This window comes from Pseudomonas sp. MDT1-17 (assembly GCF_054898105.1).
Genome location: NZ_JBUBVM010000001.1, coordinates 564,255 through 580,685 on the forward strand (window position 1 = coordinate 564,255; position 16,431 = coordinate 580,685).

The 16,431-nt window shown below is 59.5% G+C and carries 15 protein-coding genes; 10 read left to right on the forward strand and 5 right to left on the reverse strand.

Going from position 1 to position 16,431, the window contains the following annotated elements; genetic code table 11:
- Positions 1–2: 2 nt before the first annotated feature.
- Entirely contained in the window at positions 3–992 is a 990-nt protein-coding gene (locus ACYZTX_RS02470) for a sulfate/molybdate ABC transporter ATP-binding protein (RefSeq protein WP_462032804.1), read from the forward strand.
- A 114-nt stretch (positions 993–1,106) separates the two neighbouring features.
- On the opposite strand, the gene ACYZTX_RS02475 is transcribed toward ACYZTX_RS02470, so the two are convergent.
- Positions 1,107–1,625 (reverse strand): Mpo1 family 2-hydroxy fatty acid dioxygenase, encoded by a 519-nt coding sequence (locus ACYZTX_RS02475; protein ID WP_462032805.1) that lies wholly within the window; start codon positions 1,623–1,625, stop codon positions 1,107–1,109.
- Positions 1,626–1,709: 84 nt separating this feature from the next.
- On the opposite strand from ACYZTX_RS02475, the gene ACYZTX_RS02480 reads away from it, so the two are divergent.
- Both ACYZTX_RS02480 and ACYZTX_RS02485 read left to right on the forward strand, forming a co-directional pair.
- Positions 1,710–2,393, forward strand: a complete 684-nt coding sequence (locus ACYZTX_RS02480; protein WP_462032806.1) for a Crp/Fnr family transcriptional regulator — start codon at positions 1,710–1,712, stop codon at positions 2,391–2,393.
- A gap of 84 nt (positions 2,394–2,477) precedes the next feature.
- The gene (locus tag ACYZTX_RS02485; RefSeq protein WP_462032807.1) at positions 2,478–2,843 is read left to right on the forward strand and encodes a response regulator; all 366 of its coding nucleotides are present in this window, start codon (positions 2,478–2,480) and stop codon (positions 2,841–2,843) included.
- A 61-nt stretch (positions 2,844–2,904) separates the two neighbouring features.
- On the opposite strand, the gene ACYZTX_RS02490 is transcribed toward ACYZTX_RS02485, so the two are convergent.
- Positions 2,905–3,909 (reverse strand): AraC family transcriptional regulator, encoded by a 1,005-nt coding sequence (locus ACYZTX_RS02490; RefSeq protein ID WP_462032808.1) that lies wholly within the window; start codon positions 3,907–3,909, stop codon positions 2,905–2,907.
- A 100-nt stretch (positions 3,910–4,009) separates the two neighbouring features.
- Here ACYZTX_RS02490 and ACYZTX_RS02495 point away from each other — a divergent pair, with 100 nt between their 5' ends.
- From ACYZTX_RS02495 to ACYZTX_RS02525, 7 genes are all read left to right on the forward strand, one after another.
- Positions 4,010–5,083 carry a fatty acid desaturase gene (locus ACYZTX_RS02495; protein ID WP_462032809.1) on the forward strand — a complete coding sequence of 358 codons (1,074 nt, stop codon included), beginning with the start codon at positions 4,010–4,012 and terminating at the stop codon, positions 5,081–5,083.
- Positions 5,084–5,468: 385 nt separating this feature from the next.
- Entirely contained in the window at positions 5,469–6,050 is a 582-nt protein-coding gene (locus ACYZTX_RS02500; RefSeq protein ID WP_462032810.1) for an alpha/beta hydrolase, read from the forward strand.
- 57 nt (positions 6,051–6,107) lie between these two features.
- Complete coding sequence (locus tag ACYZTX_RS02505) at positions 6,108–7,040, forward strand: sigma 54-interacting transcriptional regulator (RefSeq protein WP_462032811.1); 933 nt, start codon at positions 6,108–6,110, stop codon at positions 7,038–7,040.
- Between the two features lie 163 nt (positions 7,041–7,203).
- Entirely contained in the window at positions 7,204–7,986 is a 783-nt protein-coding gene (locus ACYZTX_RS02510; RefSeq protein ID WP_462032812.1) for a MetQ/NlpA family ABC transporter substrate-binding protein, read from the forward strand.
- A gap of 515 nt (positions 7,987–8,501) precedes the next feature.
- Positions 8,502–9,605: an efflux RND transporter periplasmic adaptor subunit gene (locus tag ACYZTX_RS02515; protein ID WP_462032813.1), complete on the forward strand. Its 1,104-nt coding sequence runs from the start codon at positions 8,502–8,504 to the stop codon at positions 9,603–9,605.
- Positions 9,602–10,669, forward strand: a complete 1,068-nt coding sequence (locus ACYZTX_RS02520) for an efflux RND transporter periplasmic adaptor subunit (protein ID WP_462032814.1) — start codon at positions 9,602–9,604, stop codon at positions 10,667–10,669. The genes ACYZTX_RS02515 and ACYZTX_RS02520 overlap by 4 nt, the downstream gene beginning before the upstream one ends.
- Positions 10,666–13,719 carry an efflux RND transporter permease subunit gene (locus ACYZTX_RS02525; RefSeq protein ID WP_462032815.1) on the forward strand — a complete coding sequence of 1,018 codons (3,054 nt, stop codon included), beginning with the start codon at positions 10,666–10,668 and terminating at the stop codon, positions 13,717–13,719. Before ACYZTX_RS02520 ends, ACYZTX_RS02525 begins: the two co-directional genes overlap by 4 nt.
- A 130-nt stretch (positions 13,720–13,849) precedes the next feature.
- Here ACYZTX_RS02525 and ACYZTX_RS02530 read toward each other — a convergent pair whose 3' ends face one another.
- From ACYZTX_RS02530 to ACYZTX_RS02540, 3 genes are all read right to left on the reverse strand, one after another.
- A complete protein-coding gene (locus ACYZTX_RS02530) occupies positions 13,850–14,479 on the reverse strand; it encodes a class I SAM-dependent methyltransferase (protein WP_462032816.1) in 630 nt (209 codons plus the stop codon).
- Positions 14,480–14,674: 195 nt separating this feature from the next.
- Positions 14,675–15,319, reverse strand: a complete 645-nt coding sequence (locus ACYZTX_RS02535; RefSeq protein WP_462032817.1) for a methionine ABC transporter permease — start codon at positions 15,317–15,319, stop codon at positions 14,675–14,677.
- The gene (locus tag ACYZTX_RS02540; protein ID WP_462032818.1) at positions 15,309–16,430 is read right to left on the reverse strand and encodes a methionine ABC transporter ATP-binding protein; all 1,122 of its coding nucleotides are present in this window, start codon (positions 16,428–16,430) and stop codon (positions 15,309–15,311) included. Before ACYZTX_RS02540 ends, ACYZTX_RS02535 begins: the two co-directional genes overlap by 11 nt.
- Position 16,431 lies beyond the last annotated feature (1 nt).

Genomic DNA, 16,431 nt, shown 5'->3' on the forward strand with positions numbered 1-16,431 from the left:
TCATGTCGATCGAAGTGCGTAATGTCAGCAAGAATTTTCACGCGTTCAAGGCGCTGGACAACATCAGCCTGGACATTCAAAGCGGCGAACTCGTGGCGCTGCTTGGCCCGTCCGGTTGCGGCAAGACCACGCTGTTGCGGATCATCGCCGGTCTCGAAACGCCGGATCAGGGCAGCATCGTGTTCCACGGTGAAGATGTCTCCGGCCACGACGTGCGTGATCGCAACGTCGGTTTCGTGTTCCAGCACTACGCGTTGTTCCGCCACATGACGGTGTTTGACAACGTCGCGTTCGGCCTGCGCATGAAGCCGAAAAACCAGCGCCCGAGCGAAAGCCAGATTGCGGTGAAAGTCCACGAACTGCTGAACATGGTGCAACTGGATTGGTTGTCGGATCGCTACCCGGAACAACTCTCCGGCGGTCAGCGTCAACGTATCGCGTTGGCCCGCGCGCTGGCGGTGGAACCGAAAGTCCTGCTGCTCGACGAACCCTTCGGTGCCCTCGACGCCAAGGTTCGTAAAGAACTGCGTCGCTGGCTCGCGCGCCTGCACGAAGACATCAACCTGACCTCGGTATTCGTGACCCACGACCAGGAAGAAGCGATGGAAGTCGCCGACCGTATCGTGGTGATGAACAAAGGTGTGATCGAGCAGATTGGCTCACCGGGCGACGTCTACGAAAACCCGGCCAGCGATTTTGTTTATCACTTCCTGGGCGATTCGAACCGGCTGCATCTGGGTGAAGACAAACACGTGCTGTTCCGTCCGCACGAAGTGTCGCTGTCACGTCATGAGATGGAGGATCACCACGCAGCCGAAGTGCGGGATATTCGTCCATTGGGCGCGACGACACGGGTGACGTTGAAGGTCGAAGGCCAGAGCGAATTGATCGAAGCTGAAGTGGTGAAGGATCACGACAGCCTGATCGGGCTGGCGAAGGGCGAGACGCTGTTCTTCAAGCCGAAGGTCTGGCAGAAAGTCGCCAACATCTAAGATCAAAAGATCGCAGCCTGCGGCAGCTCCTACAGTGGATTTGGGTTAAGCACACATGTGTGGTCACCGAAAACCCTGTAGGAGCTGCCGCAGGCTGCGATCTTTTAAAGCGGCCTAAGCCGCCGCTTTTTTCGGATTGACCCGTACACCACCCACCCGCGCCTCGATCTGCTCTTTCAGATCCCGCCGCAACCCCAGCAAAAACGCCAACTCAACCACCACAAACAACGGCCCGACAATCAAACCCGTCACATCATCGACAAACGCCGGTTTGCGTCCTTCGTAGTGATGACCGACAAACTGAATCGCCCACCCCACCACAAACATCCCGATGCCACTGGCAAGCCAGACCAGCGTGCTTTGTTGCGCAAGAACCTGACCCGCCCAAATGCACAGACCGAGCAACACGGTCATCAACACCCCAAGACGCACCTCCAGGCGTAGGTAAAACCACGCCGATGCCATTGCGACCAGCACTGCCGGCGAAATCCATCCTCCGCCCCATTGCGGCCGCGACAGCAACACTGCGACCGCCACTACAATCAGCGGAATACCGATAAAGTGGCTGGCAATATTGCGCGGGTCACGGTGGTAGGCGGCGTATTGACTGAGATGGTCAACGAGGCTTTTCATTGTTATTCCTCCTGTAGGGTGATGGATGATGCCCCGGGTCCACATCTCGCTCTGTCAGCCAGGCGACAATCTCTAGGAGTTTTCATGGATAAGCAGGTCTGGCGTCCACGCCTGATGAGCGGCCAGTGGTTCAGCCATTTACCTGTTCCCTTACAGGATAGTCTGCTGGCGCCCGCCAGGGTGCGGCGATTGTCGCCGGGACAGCGGCTGTTCAAGCGCGGCGATCCTGCGTGCGGCCTGTACGCGGTGCTCGAAGGTTCGGTGCGCATCGGCGCGGTGAGCGAGCAGGGCAAGGAGGCGGTGCTGAGTTTGGTGGAGTCGCCCCACTGGTTCGGCGAAATCTGCCTGTTCGATGGCCACCCGCGCACTCATGACGCATTCGGTCTGGGCCATTGCACCCTGTTGCACATCCCGCAGACCGTATTGCTGGCGTTGCTTGATGAGCAACCGGTGTACTGGCGGCAACTGGCATTGTTGATGAGCCAGAAACTGCGCCTGACGTTCATCAATCTCGAACAGCTGAGCCTCATGCCAGCCGCTGCTCGACTGGCTCATCGCTTGCTGATGATCGCCGAGGGTTATGGCGAGATCGATCCGCCACGACGGGTGCTGCAACTGCCTCAGGAGCAATTGGCGTCGATGCTGTCGCTGTCGCGCCAGACCACCAACCAGATTCTCAAGGACTTGCAGGGGCAGGGGATTGTGAATCTAAAGTACGGCGAGATCGAGATTCTGGATGCCGAGCGGTTGCGGGCGTTGGTTATTTAGTCGTTTCTCTCATCGAATAAGCGTTAGTGATGGGCTTTGTTCCCCAAGGCGCCTAGCCTGTGATGACGACAATTGAGGTGTGCCATGCGTTTGCTGTTAGTGGAAGACGAACCCGAGATCGCCAAACTTCTGGCCAAGGGCCTGAGTGAGGCAAGTTATTCGGTGGATGTGGCGCTCAATGGTATGGACGGTCGGCGCTTTATCGAGTCCGGCGAATATGAGCTGATTATCCTCGACGTGATGCTGCCAGGGCTCAACGGCTGGCAGTTGCAGCAACAGATCCGCAAGCTCGGTGACACGCCGGTGCTGTTCCTGACCACCAAGGACGGCATCGAGGACCGCCTGCGCGGGTTGGAGCTGCATGAAGATGATTACCTGCTCAAGCCATTTGCCGCGAGTGAACTGGTGAAGCGGGTACGCAAGTTGTTGCGGCGTGATCGGGGGCGCTGAAGTTTCTGCGGTGTCTGCTCTGGCCCCTTCGTCGGACGAGGCGACACACCTTCCGGATCTGTCACCGCAACCCATCCCGAAACTGCCCCGGCGTTATCCCCGTCCAGCGCTTGAACGCGCGGCTGAAGCTGCTCGTATCGGCAAATCCCAGCAGATAGCTGATCTCACTCAATGAGCATTGCGGATCGCGCAAATGCAGCAGCGCCAGATTCTCGCGGCTTTCGTTGAGCAATGTATCGAACCGGCAACCCTCGTCTGCCAGATGCCGTTGCAGGCTGCGCAAACTCAGGTGCAGGACCTGGGCGATGTGTTCGGCGCTGGGCTCGCCTTCCGGCAATTGCTCCTCAATGGCGTCGCGAACTTTACGTTCCCATGTCAGGGGTTTGAGTTGTGCAAGGGTGCGCTTGAGCACAGCTTCGTTGTGCTCGGCCAGTTCCGGGTTGGCGTCGTCCAGGTGGCTGTCGAAGTCCACGACGGCGAATTCCAGTCGGTCTTCATCGGCGGCGAAGTACACCGGTGAGCGGAAGACTTTGTGCCATTGATGCGGGTCCGCCGGTTCCGGGCGGCGCAGGTACACCGCCAGCGGGGCGTAATCGCGGCCCAGGCGATTGCGGCAGGTGCGTACGTAAATCGCCGTGAAGGCATCGATGGCTTCGAAGGCCGGGGCCGGATTGCCTGGCGGGATTTTCAGGCGGAAGCGGTAGCGGTCCTCGGTGCGGGTCAGTTCCAGTTCCAGGGCATCGCTGACCACTTGGTGATAACGCACGATGCGCTCGAACACTTCTCGCAGACTGCCGCTGGCGACCAGCGCATAGCCGAGTGCGTGGAACGTGGTTGGGCTGACGAAACGCGACACCCGCAAGCCAATCGCCTGGTCGCCGCTGACTTGCACGGCGATTTCCCAAAGGCGCGTGGTGCCGGACAACGGGTAACGGGCGTTCGGGTCGTCCATCAGTTGCGGGTCGAGCCCCGCCTGTTGGCACAGGGCGGTGCTGTCGAGGCCCAGCGCATCGAGTTGCTTGCGCAGGGCGCGGGTCCAGCTGGCGAGGGAGGTCGGTTCAGTCATGCTGATTGGCGCTTCCGGTCAACAGGTTGGCGTTCACGGCTACCACGTTGCGAGGGTTCACAAGGCAGGATGTGAACATCAATAACCAGAGGATGGAAGCATGCACGGTACTTCTGCAAGTCCCCCGCGACTGAATGCAACGCAGCGATCAGCGCATATTCGCCAAGTAGTGCTGGCCAAGGGCGTTGAGTTGCGTCAGCGCTACCCGATTCTCAACCATCAGGACACCTTGGGCGCGGGCATTCTGGCCTTCGCTCTGATCGGGATGATCGGCTCGGCGACGCTCTACATGACCGGGCACATGGCTTGGTGGGTATGCCTGTTGCTCAACGCATTTTTTGCCTCGTTGACCCACGAGCTGGAACACGACCTGATTCATAGCATGTACTTTCGCAAGCAGCGCGTGCCGCACAACCTGATGATGGGCCTGGTGTGGCTGGCGCGACCGAGCACGATCAATCCGTGGATTCGCCGGCATCTGCACCTCAATCACCACAAAGTCTCCGGCACGGAATCCGATATGGAAGAGCGCGCCATCACCAACGGCGAGCCCTGGGGTTTTGCGCGGCTGTTGATGGTCGGCGACAACGTGATGTCGGCGTTCATCCGCATGCTGCGGGCCAAGACCTGGGCTCACAAGATCAGCATTATCAAGCGCGCCCTAAAGGTCTACGCACCGCTGGCGCTGGTGCATTGGGGGGCGTGGTACCTGTTTCTCGGCTTTCACGCGGCTAACGGCATCGCTCACCTGATGGGCACGCCCATCGAATGGTCGGCGACTACGTTGTCGGTGATGCACGTGATCGATATCGCGGCGGTCGTGATCATCGGGCCGAACGTGTTGCGGACCTTTTGCCTGCATTTCGTCAGCTCGAACATGCACTACTACGGTGATGTCGAGCCGGGCAACGTGATCCAGCAGACCCAAGTGCTGAACCCTTGGTGGATGTGGCCGTTGCAGGCGTTCTGCTTCAACTTTGGCAGCAGCCACGGCATCCATCATTTTGTGGTGAAGGAACCGTTTTACATCCGTCAGATGACCGTGCCGGTGGCGCATAAAGTGATGCGCGAGATGGGTGTGCGGTTCAATGATTTCGGGACGTTTGCGCGGGCGAACCGGTTTGTGCGCAAGGAAGCAGCAGAGGCGCAGGAGGTTCGTGCCGCTCAGGCTTGATCGATGTGCACTCGGAAACTCAAAACGGCAAAGGCGCCCGTCATCAATCTGACCCAAAGGGGCGATACGTTATGACTCAGCAGGGTTGCTGGGTAGTCGATGTATCGCTGGTTGGTATATGTGTTTTTGATCTAATAACGTAAGTAAATATTCCTTTATTGGATAACCGTTTCAGCCAATCATTGCTTCAGTGATGTTGATTAGCGCTAACAGATTTTGAGTTTCCGGGGCCGTCTCCTTGGCAGGGTGCGGTCCCTTTTTTTGCCTATACAAAACTGATGCATATGCTTTGTAGGTCTTAATAAATAGCTTCTTATTCCTTAACGAATATAACTCTCCTTCTTATACTTGCTCAGGAACAGACACGCAGCAGGAGAGCTCCCCCATGCGCAACGAATCAATTCGCTACCTGATTGTGCCGGGCTGGCAAGGATCGCCGGAAGATCATTGGCAAAGCCATTGGCAGAACAGCCTGCCGAACAGCGCACGGGTGGAGCAAGCCGACTGGCTGACGCCGCGTCGCGAAGACTGGGTGGCGGCCCTGGCCGAGGCGATTGCCGCCGACAGCACGCCGGTGATCCTGATCGCCCATAGCCTGGGTTGCATCACTGTCGCGCATTGGGCTGCCACTGCCCCCGTGCAGTTTTTGCGTCAGGTTCGCGGCGCCTTGCTGGTCGCCCCGGCGGACGTCGAACGTGCGGCCTGCGCACCGGCCCTGCGCAACTTCGCACCGATTCCGATCCACCTGCTGCCGTTCCCGAGTCAGGTTGTCAGCTCCGACAACGACAGCGCCGTGAGCACACCGCGTGCGTTGGAACTGGCACGCAACTGGGGCGCCGAGGCGGGGATTTTGTCGGGTGCCGGGCACATCAATGTGAAGTCCGGTCACCAACGCTGGGAGCAGGGTTTTGCTTATCTCTATCGCCTGCAAAACCGAATGGAACACCACGCCCTGCGACGTGCTTAAACCTTTTTTTTTAAAAAACGCCCCCCGTCTCCCGGCGGTTTTGGGCGGGAGTCTGCCATGAGTTTTGAAGTATTCGGTCAGCCGCTACTGACCTTTCCCGACGCAGAAAAAAGTCCTCTGAGTATTCGCGCCAAGGCGCTGGTGTTTGTCGATCCGCGTTCGCGTCAGTTACGCCAGGAGCTGGAGTTATTGGCACCGCGCTCGATCTCGGTGTTGATCCGTGGCGAAACCGGCAGCGGCAAGGAATTGCTCGCGCGGCACATCCATCGCGCGAGTGATCGCGGCGGGTTGTTCGTGTCGGTCAACTGCGGCGCGATCAGTCCGACTTACGCCGATGCTGAATTGTTCGGTTATGCCGCTGGCAGTTACAGCGGATCGGCCAGCAGTCGTGCTGGCTGGTTCGGTTCTGCCAACGGCGGGACGCTCTATCTGGATGAGATCGGCGATTTGCCGCTACCGATCCAGATCAAATTGCTCGCGGCACTGGAAAACCACGAAGTCACTCGTGTCGGCGCTCACCAACCGAGCCCGGTGGACGTGCGCCTGGTGGCGGCTACCAGCATCGACCTGGCCCAAGCGGTGGCCGCCGGAAAATTTCATGAGCGGCTCTACCACTACCTCAGCGAAGGCCAGCTCGAACTGCCGGCCTTGCGTGAACGGGTGGGCGATATTTTGTCGCTGTCGGAATATTTCCTGGGCATTTATAGCCAGCGCCTGGACCTGCCGGTGCCGCTGATCAGCGAAGCCACGCAGCATCTGTTAGAGCAACACAGTTGGCCGGGCAACACCCGAGAGCTGGAAAACGTCATTCACTTTGCGTTGTTGGTCAGCACCGGCGATGAGATTTTGCCGGAGCATTTGAATCTGCCCGAGGCGCCGCCGTCATTGGTGCAGATCGAGCAACAAGCTGCTCAGCTGATTAAAAACGGCACGGCTGCCGAGCGATCTGCACTCAAGCATTTGCTCGAAAGCCTGACGCAGACGCTGTAGCGATCTGTATGAACAAAATGGAATATGAAAGTGAATAAAAGATATTGTTCGGGAATAAAAAATCCCGGTATTGTCCGCGTCACGCCAGCGATAGCACTTCACTGGCACTCGTACTCAATAAGCCGTCGTCGATGACGACCGTGATTTTCGATAAGGACACTGCATGAAGAAGGTTCTGTTGTTCACCGCATTGGCGGCTGCCCTGACCGCGGGCCTGGCCCAGGCCGGTGAGAAACTGGTGGTTGCGGCGACCCCGGTCCCACACGCCGAGATTCTGGAACTGATCAAACCCACCCTCGCCAAAGAAGGCGTGGACCTGGAAATCAAAGTCTTCACCGACTACGTTCAGCCGAACGTACAGGTCGACCAGAAGCGTCTGGACGCCAACTACTTCCAGACCCTGCCGTACCTGAAAAGCTTCAACGAAGGCAAAGGCACTAATCTGGTGACCGTGATCGGCGTGCACGTCGAACCGTTCGGCGGCTACTCGAAAAAAGTCAAAACCCTGGCTGAGCTGAAAGACGGCGCAACCATCGCGATCCCGAACGAAGGCAGCAACAGCGGCCGTGCCCTGATCCTGCTGCAGAAGGCTGGCCTGATCGAGTTGAAAGACCCGAAAAACGCTCTGGCCACCCCGAAAGACATCGCCAAGAACCCGCGCAACTTCAAGTTCAAGGAACTGGAATCGGCCATGCTGCCGCGTGTTCTGGACCAGGTCGATCTGGATATGATCAACACCAACTACGCGCTGGAAGCAGGTCTGAACCCGGCTAAAGACGCGCTGGTGATCGAAGGTGCAGATTCGCCTTACGTGAACTTCCTGGTGGCTCGTCCGGACAACAAGGACAGCGTTGCCATTCAGAAACTGGCCAAGGCGTTGACCAGTCCTGAAGTGAAAGCATTCATCGAGAAGAAGTACAGCGGCGCGGTATTGCCGGCGTTCTGATTCGACGCAGCATCAAACCCTTCAAGGTTTCGAACGCCGACGGCTGATAGAGCGTCGGCGTTTTTTATTGCGCCAAGATCAAAAGATCGCAGCCTCGTTTCACTCGACAGCTCCTACAGGGGATACGCATTTCAATGTAGGAGCTGTCGAGTGAAACGAGGCTGCGATCTTTTGCTTTTAAGGTTTTAGGCCACCCCCGCCTTCAACGCCCTGCGCAACGCCACCAATAACTTCACGATGTCCTGCGGATCCAGCCGCTGTGGCACTTTTACGTCAGCCATTTTCTCTTCCTTGTGGGGGTTCGGCCGGGGGAGTGTGGCCAAAAGCTGTGCGTCGTTGGAGGGGTAATCCGAAAAAAAGATCCCTCCTACAGCGCAAAGACTAGCCTGCGTTCGGCTGCTACAAGGTTTGTGGCGTGATCGCTTTATTTGAAACCGTCGTGCACCCTTGGAACCCTGCTCTAAGCTCACAGTCGTATCGCCATTGGCACGTCCGTACAACGCAAAGGAGTCTGCATGGCTGGTCCCGGATTGAGAATAGTGGTTGGCTTGGGCGTCCTTGCCTTGCTGACCGCGTGCGGCGATAAAAAACCGGTCGAGAAGGACCGCCCGCGGGTGTTTGTGCAAGAGGTCAAATCGGCTGATTACGCAGCGACTGTGACACTCACCGGCGATGTTCAGGCGCGGGTGCAGACCGAGTTGTCGTTCCGCGTTGGCGGCAAGATCATCCAGCGCATGGTCGATGTCAGTGACCGGGTATCGGCCAAACAAGTGCTGGCCAAGCTCGATCCCAAGGACCTGCAAACCAACGTCGACTCGGCTCAGGCACAGGTCGTCGCCGAGCAGGCCCGAGTCAAACAGACGGCCGCCGCTTTCGTTCGCCAGCAAAAACTCCTGCCCAAGGGCTATACCAGCCAGAGCGAATACGATTCCGCCCAAGCCGCCTTGCGCAGCAGCCAAAGCGCCCTGACGGCTGCCCAGGCGCAACTGGCCAATGCCCGTGAACAACTGAGCTACACCGCGCTGGTCGCGGACGCGCCAGGAGTGATTACCGCGCGTCAGGCCGAAGTCGGCCAAGTGGTGCAGGCCACGGTGCCGATTTTCAGCCTGGCCCGGGATGGTGAGCGCGATGCCGTGTTCAACGTCTACGAATCGCTGCTGGCCGAGGCGCCGGAAGATAAAACGATCGTGGTCAGCCTGCTCGACAACCCCGCGATCAAAACCACCGGCACCGTCCGGGAAATCACCCCGGCCGTCTCCGCGCAGACCGGCACGGTGCAGGTCAAAGTCACTCTCAACGGACTCCCGGAAGGCATGCAGCTCGGCTCGGTGGTGAGTGCCACGGCCAAGGCGCCGGGCAAGTCGGCGGTCGAACTGCCCTGGTCGGCGCTGACCAAAAATCTCAGCGACCCGGCCGTGTGGCTGGTGGACGACGAGGGCAAGGCACAGCTGCACACCGTCACTGTCGGTCGTTACCTGACTGGCAAAGTGATCATCAGTGCCGGCTTGAAGGGCGGCGAAAAAGTCGTCATCGCCGGCGGCCAGTTACTGCACCCCGGCGTGAAGGTGGAAATCGCCGAAAACACCTATAAGGATTTAGCCGCGGGAGCCCAGCCATGAAGCGTCTGTTGCTGGTTTTTGCTGGTGTGATCCTGGTGGCCTGCTCGAAAAAAGAACCACCTCCGGAGCCTGTTCGCCCGGTGTTGTCCATCAAGGTCCAGGCCTTGGACGAGGAAAATCTTGGCCGCTTCGCCGGCAGCATCCAGGCCCGTTACGAAAGCAATGTCGGCTTCCGGGTGCCGGGCCGAATCGCCAGCCGTAACGTCGATGTCGGTGCCGAAGTCGAGAAGGGTGCCTTGCTCGCCACACTTGACCCCACTGACCAGCAAAACCAGTTGCGCTCGGCCCAGGGCGATCTGGCCCGTGTGCAGGCGCAGTTGATCAATGCCCAGGCCAACGCCCGGCGCCAGCAGGAACTGTTCGATCGCGGGGTCGGTGCGCAGGCACAACTGGACATCGCCCAGACCGATCTTAAAACTACGCAGGCCTCCCTTGATCAGGCCAAGGCGGCGGTCGACCAGGCCAAGGACCAACTCGACTACGTCGAACTGCGCGCCGACCACAAAGCCATCGTCACCGCGTGGAATGCCGAAGCCGGGCAAGTGGTGACCGCCGGCCAACAAGTGGTGACCCTGGCGCAGCCGGACATCAAGGAAGCGGTGATCGACCTCCCCGACACGCTGGTCGACCAGTTGCCGGCGGACGTGGTGTTTCAAGTCGCCGTGCAACTGGACCCGAGCATTACCACCACCGCCATCGTTCGCGAAATCGAACCCCAGGCCCACAGCGCGACTCGCACCCGTCGCGCCCGTCTGAGCCTGACTGATACGCCACCGGGGTTTCGCCTGGGCACTGCGATCAGCGTGACTCTCAGCTCCGCGATCAAATCGCGCATCGAATTGCCGGTGAGCGTGCTGCAGGAGGTTGATGGTAAGTCGCGAATCTGGGTCGTCGATCCGCAGACGCAAACCGTTGCCCCGCGAGACGTCAGCCTGATCAGCCGCACTGACAGCACAGTGGTGCTGGCCGACGGTGTGAAATCTGGCGAGCGGGTGGTCAGTGCGGGTGTGAACAGCCTGAAACCTGGGCAAAAAGTAAAAATCGATGAGGACAGCCCGCAATGAAAGGGAGTTTCAACTTATCCGAATGGGCCCTCAAGCATCAGTCGTTTGTCTGGTATTTGATGTTCGTCGCGCTGCTGATGGGCGTGTTCTCGTACATGAACCTCGGCCGCGAGGAAGACCCGTCGTTCACCATCAAAACCATGGTGATCCAGACCCGCTGGCCGGGCGCGACCCAGGAAGAAACTCTCAAGCAGGTCACTGACCGCATCGAGAAAAAACTCGAAGAGCTTGATTCGCTCGACTACGTGAAAAGCTACACCCGCCCCGGCGAGTCAACGGTCTTCGTTAACTTGCGTGACACCACCAGTGCCAAGGACATTCCGCAAATCTGGTACCAGGTGCGCAAGAAGATCAACGACATTCGTGGCGATTTCCCCAAAGGACTTCAAGGGCCGGGGTTCAACGACGAATTCGGTGACGTATTCGGCTCGGTGTACGCCTTTACCGCTGATGGTTTGTCGATGCGTCAGTTGCGCGATTACGTCGAGCAGGTCCGCGCCGAGATCCGCGAAGTACCGGGGCTGGGCAAGGTCGAGATGGTCGGCGAGCAGGACGAAGTCCTCTACCTGAACTTCTCCACCCGCAAACTGGCGGCGCTGGGCATCGATCAGCGTCAGGTGGTGCAGAGCCTGCAAGCCCAGAACGCGGTGACCCCGGCCGGGGTGATCGAAGCCGGTCCCGAGCGGATTTCCGTGCGGACGTCGGGGCAGTTTGCTTCCGAAAAAGATCTGGAAAACGTCAACCTGCGGCTCAATGATCGCTTCTACCGCTTGGCCGACATCGTCGAGATCAGCCGTGGCTATGTCGACCCGGCGACGCCGGAGTTCCGCTTTAACGGCCACCCGGCCATCGGTCTGGCCATCGCCATGAAGAAGGGCGGCAACATCCAGGTGTTCGGCAAGGCTTTGCACCAGCGCATGACCGACCTGACCGCGGACTTGCCGGTGGGTGTCGGTGTGCACACGGTTTCCGACCAGGCCGAAGTGGTGGAAAAAGCCGTCGGCGGCTTCACCAGCGCACTGTTCGAAGCGGTGGTGATCGTGCTGATCGTCAGCTTCATCAGCCTCGGCGTGCGCGCCGGATTGGTGGTGGCGTGCTCGATTCCACTGGTGCTGGCGATGGTCTTCGTCTTCATGGAATACAGCGGCATCACCATGCAACGGATCTCCCTCGGCGCCCTGATCATCGCCCTCGGCTTGTTGGTGGACGACGCGATGATCACCGTCGAGATGATGGTCACGCGCCTGGAAATGGGCGAGACCAAGGAGCAAGCGGCCACGTTCGCCTACACCTCGACGGCGTTCCCGATGCTCACCGGTACGTTGGTGACGGTGGCCGGTTTTGTGCCCATCGGCCTGAACGCCAGCTCGGCCGGCGAGTACACCTTTACGCTGTTCGCGGTGATCGCGGTGGCCATGATCGTGTCGTGGATTGTCGCGGTGCTGTTCGCCCCGGTGATCGGCGTGCACATTCTCAGTGCCAACGTGAAACCTCACAACGCAGAACCGGGACGCATCGGTCGCGCCTTCAACGGCGGCATGCTCTGGGCCATGCGCAATCGCTGGTGGGCGATCGGTATCACCCTTGCACTGTTCGTGGCGTCGGTGTTTTCCATGCAGTTTGTGCAGAGCCAGTTCTTCCCGTCCTCGGACCGCCCGGAAATCCTCGTCGACCTGAACCTGCCGCAAAACGCCTCGATCGCCGAAACCCGCAAGGCTGTGGACAAGCTCGAAGCAACCCTCAAGGGCGACCCGGACATCGTGCGCTGGAGCACGTACATCGGCGAAGGTGCGATCCGTTTCTACCTGCCCCTCGATCAGCAATTGCAGAACCCGTATTACGCCCAACTGGTGATCGTCAGCAAAGGCCTGGAATCGCGCGAGGCCCTGAGTCAACGCTTGCGTGAGCGGTTGCGCAAAGATTTCGTCGGCATCGGCAGCTACGTCCAGGCGCTGGAAATGGGCCCGCCGGTCGGGCGGCCCATTCAGTACCGGGTCAGTGGCAAGGACGTCGATCAGGTGCGAAAGCACGCCATCGCCCTGGCCACCGAACTGGATAAAAACTCGCACATTGGCGAGATCATTTACGACTGGAACGAACCGGGAAAAGTCCTGCGCATCGACATCGCGCAGGACAAGGCACGGCAATTGGGACTGTCGTCGGAAGACGTCGCCAACCTGATGAACAGCATCGTGGTCGGTGCGCCGGTGACGCAGGTCGACGACGATATCTACCTGATCAACGTGGTGGGTCGTGCTGAAGACGCCGAACGCGGCACCCCGGAAACCCTGCAGAATTTGCAGATCGTTACGCCGGGCGGCACGTCGATTCCACTGCTGGCTTTTGCCACCGTGCGTTATGAACTTGAGCAACCGCTGGTCTGGCGTCGCGACCGCAAGCCGACCATTACCATCAAAGCTGCGGTGCGTGACGAAATCCAACCGACCGATCTGGTGAAACAGCTCCAACCCGACATCGACAAATTCGCCGCCAGTTTGCCGGTGGGCTACAAGGTCGCCACCGGGGGTACGGTGGAGGAAAGCGGCAAGGCCCAAGGGCCGATTGCCAAGGTCGTGCCGTTGATGCTGTTTTTGATGGCGACTTTCCTGATGATCCAGTTGCACAGCGTGCAGAAGCTGTTCCTGGTGGCCAGCGTCGCGCCGCTCGGGCTGATCGGCGTGGTGCTGGCGCTGATCCCGACGGACACGCCAATGGGCTTCGTGGCGATCCTCGGCATTCTGGCGCTGATCGGCATCATCATCCGCAACTCGGTGATTCTGGTGACGCAGATCGAGACCTTGGAGAAGGACGGTCATGCACCGTGGGATGCCGTGGTGCAAGCCACGGAGCATCGTCGCCGTCCGATTCTGCTCACAGCAGCGGCGGCGAGCCTGGGGATGATTCCGATCGCCCGGGAAGTGTTCTGGGGGCCGATGGCTTACGCGATGATTGGCGGGATTATTATTGCGACGTTGCTGACGCTGCTGTTTTTGCCGGCGTTGTATGTGGCCTGGTACAAGATTCGGGAGCCAAAGAAAGAAGTGCAGTAACGGCGAGCGCTTCGCGCTCTATTCGCGAGCAGGCTCGCTCCCACAGGGAACCGCGTCCGCCTGGGCAACTCGGTCAACTGTGGGAGCGAGCCGGCTCCGGGCGGCGTTCCGACGAAGGCGTCCGACCTGACTACGCAGGCTTACGCCAAACACTCGCCAACCAAGCCTGCTGCGCCCGCGGCAACCCCGCCGGCCGGTAGTAATGCTCCAACTCCACAAACCCCGCCGCCGTCAGTAATTGCTGCCACGTCTCAAGATCGTGATACGCCCCGTATCGCGGACCGTTCCAGCCTTCCTGATTCTCGCCACGCGGATTGGAACTGAACAACACTCCACCCGGCTTCAAAGCCCCGCGCAATTCCTTCAACACCCGAGGCAATTCCTGACGCGGAATATGAAAAAGCACCGCATTGGCAAAAATCCCGTCGAAGCGTCCGGCCGGCAAATCAAGTTTCAGGAAATCCTGCTGCCAGACTTCACAACCGCTGTCTTCGCGCGCCATCTGCGCAAATTTCTCCGAGCCATCAAGCCCGACAGCGGCGTGACCCCTGCGCGTGAAGGTTTGCAAATCACGCCCCGGCCCGCAGCCAAAATCCAGAATGTCGAACGGCACTTCGCCCTGAATATGCCGCAGCAGCGCATCAATATTCTGGATGACATCATGATCGCGCGTCCCTTCGCGAAACCCTTCGGCCACCGAGTTGTAATGGCCCAGGGTGGTGGCAGTGATCTGCTCGAGGTCGGTCGGAGTCTGTTTCATGGTCGGCTGCGCAGGCAATTGGGGTTTGCCGAATATACGCCATGAAGCCGGTGGCTGCTTCGCAGCCATTCGCGAGCAGGCTCGCTCCCTCAGTTAATCTGCAATGAACACAAGATTTGTGTACGACGCGATCATTGTGGGAGCGAGCTTGCTCGCGAAAGCGGTATCACTGACAACCAAGGACTTCAGCCAGGCTCAACGCTTATTGAGACCCCGTGCCAACCGATCCCCGCCCAATTGAATCACCGCCACCAACAACACCAGCAACACAATCACCGTCAACATGATCTGGCTATCAAAGCGCTGATAGCCGTAGCGATAGGCGATATCGCCCAACCCTCCGGCACCAATCGCCCCGGCCATGGCCGACGAGTTGATCATCGTCACCAACGTAATCGTGAAACCGCCGACAATCCCTGGCAACGCCTCAGGCAACAGCACATGCCAAACGATGTGCCGGCGCCGGCAACCCATCGCTTGCGCGGCTTCGATCAACCCGTGATCAACCTCACGCAAACTGACTTCGGCAATGCGCGCAAAGAACGGCGTGGCAGCGATGGTCAGCGGTACTACGGCGGCCCAGACACCGTACGTGGTGCCGACGATCAACCGTGTAAACGGAATCAACGCCACCATCAGAATCAGAAACGGAATCGAGCGGAACAGGTTCACGAACGCGCCCAACGAGCGGTTCAGCGCCGGTGCTTCGTAGATCCCGCCCTTGGAGCTGGTGACCAGGATCACCGCTAGCGGAATGCCCACCAGCAGCGCGATCAATGATGAAACGCCGACCATCAAAAACGTGTCGATGAAGCCTTGCAGCAAGCGATCAAACCACATAACCCAGCACCTCCACCTGTTGCGCCCAGTTGCCGGCGCGTTGGCGTAATTCCTCTGCGCCAAGGGACGAGCCGGTCACCGCCAACAGCAATTGCCCGAGGGCATGACCCTGAATCCGTTCCACGCCACCTTGCAGCAAGCGCACGCGACCGCCGAGGGCACTGAACAGCGCCGCCAGATCGGGCTCGTCGTGAGCCGCGCCAGTGAATTGCAGTCGCAGTACCACCGCGTCATCCGAGGACTGCGGCTGCACACGCAAACGGCTTTGCAGTTCTGCCGGCAACCCGTGCTGCAACGGCGCCAGCAAGGTTTTGCTGACCTCGTGCTGCGGGTTGCCAAAGACTTCCCAGACCGGCCCTTGTTCGACGATTCGCCCGTGTTCCAGCACTACGACCCGATCACATACATCGCGAATCACCGCCATCTCGTGGGTGATCAGCACGATGGTCAGGCCCAGGCGCTGATTGATCTCGCGCAGCAGGCCGAGAATCGATTGCGTGGTTTCCGGGTCCAGCGCCGAAGTGGCTTCGTCGCACAGCAGAATCTCCGGGTCATGCACCAAGGCACGGGCGATGCCGACGCGCTGTTTCTGCCCACCGGAAAGCTGCGCCGGGTAGGCCTTGTGCTTCCCTTGCAGACCCACCAGTTCCAGCAATTCGCGTACTTTGTGCTCGCGTTTGTCCTTCGGCACACCGGCGACTTTCAGTGGCAACTCGACGTTCTGCCAAACCGTCTTGGCCGACATCAGGTTGAAGTGCTGGAAGATCATGCCGATGCGCCGACGCAGCGCCACCAAGCGGTCTTCGTCGAATTCACCGATGTCGACCTGATCGATCAGCACGCGCCCCGTACTCGGTTGTTCCAGGCGGTTGATGGTGCGGATCAGCGACGATTTGCCGGCGCCGCTGCGTCCGATGATGCCGAACACTTCGCCGCGCTGGATCGCCAGGTCGATGCCGTGCAGCGCCGCGACCGGGCCTTGCTGACCGTTGTAAGTTTTGCCCAGGCCGATGAAGCGCACGTGGACGCGATTCAGGTCCGGGTGCAGTTCGGTGTGTTCAGCTTGCTGAGGCTCCGGAATTTCCAGTCGCCGTTGGATCGCGGCCGTCATG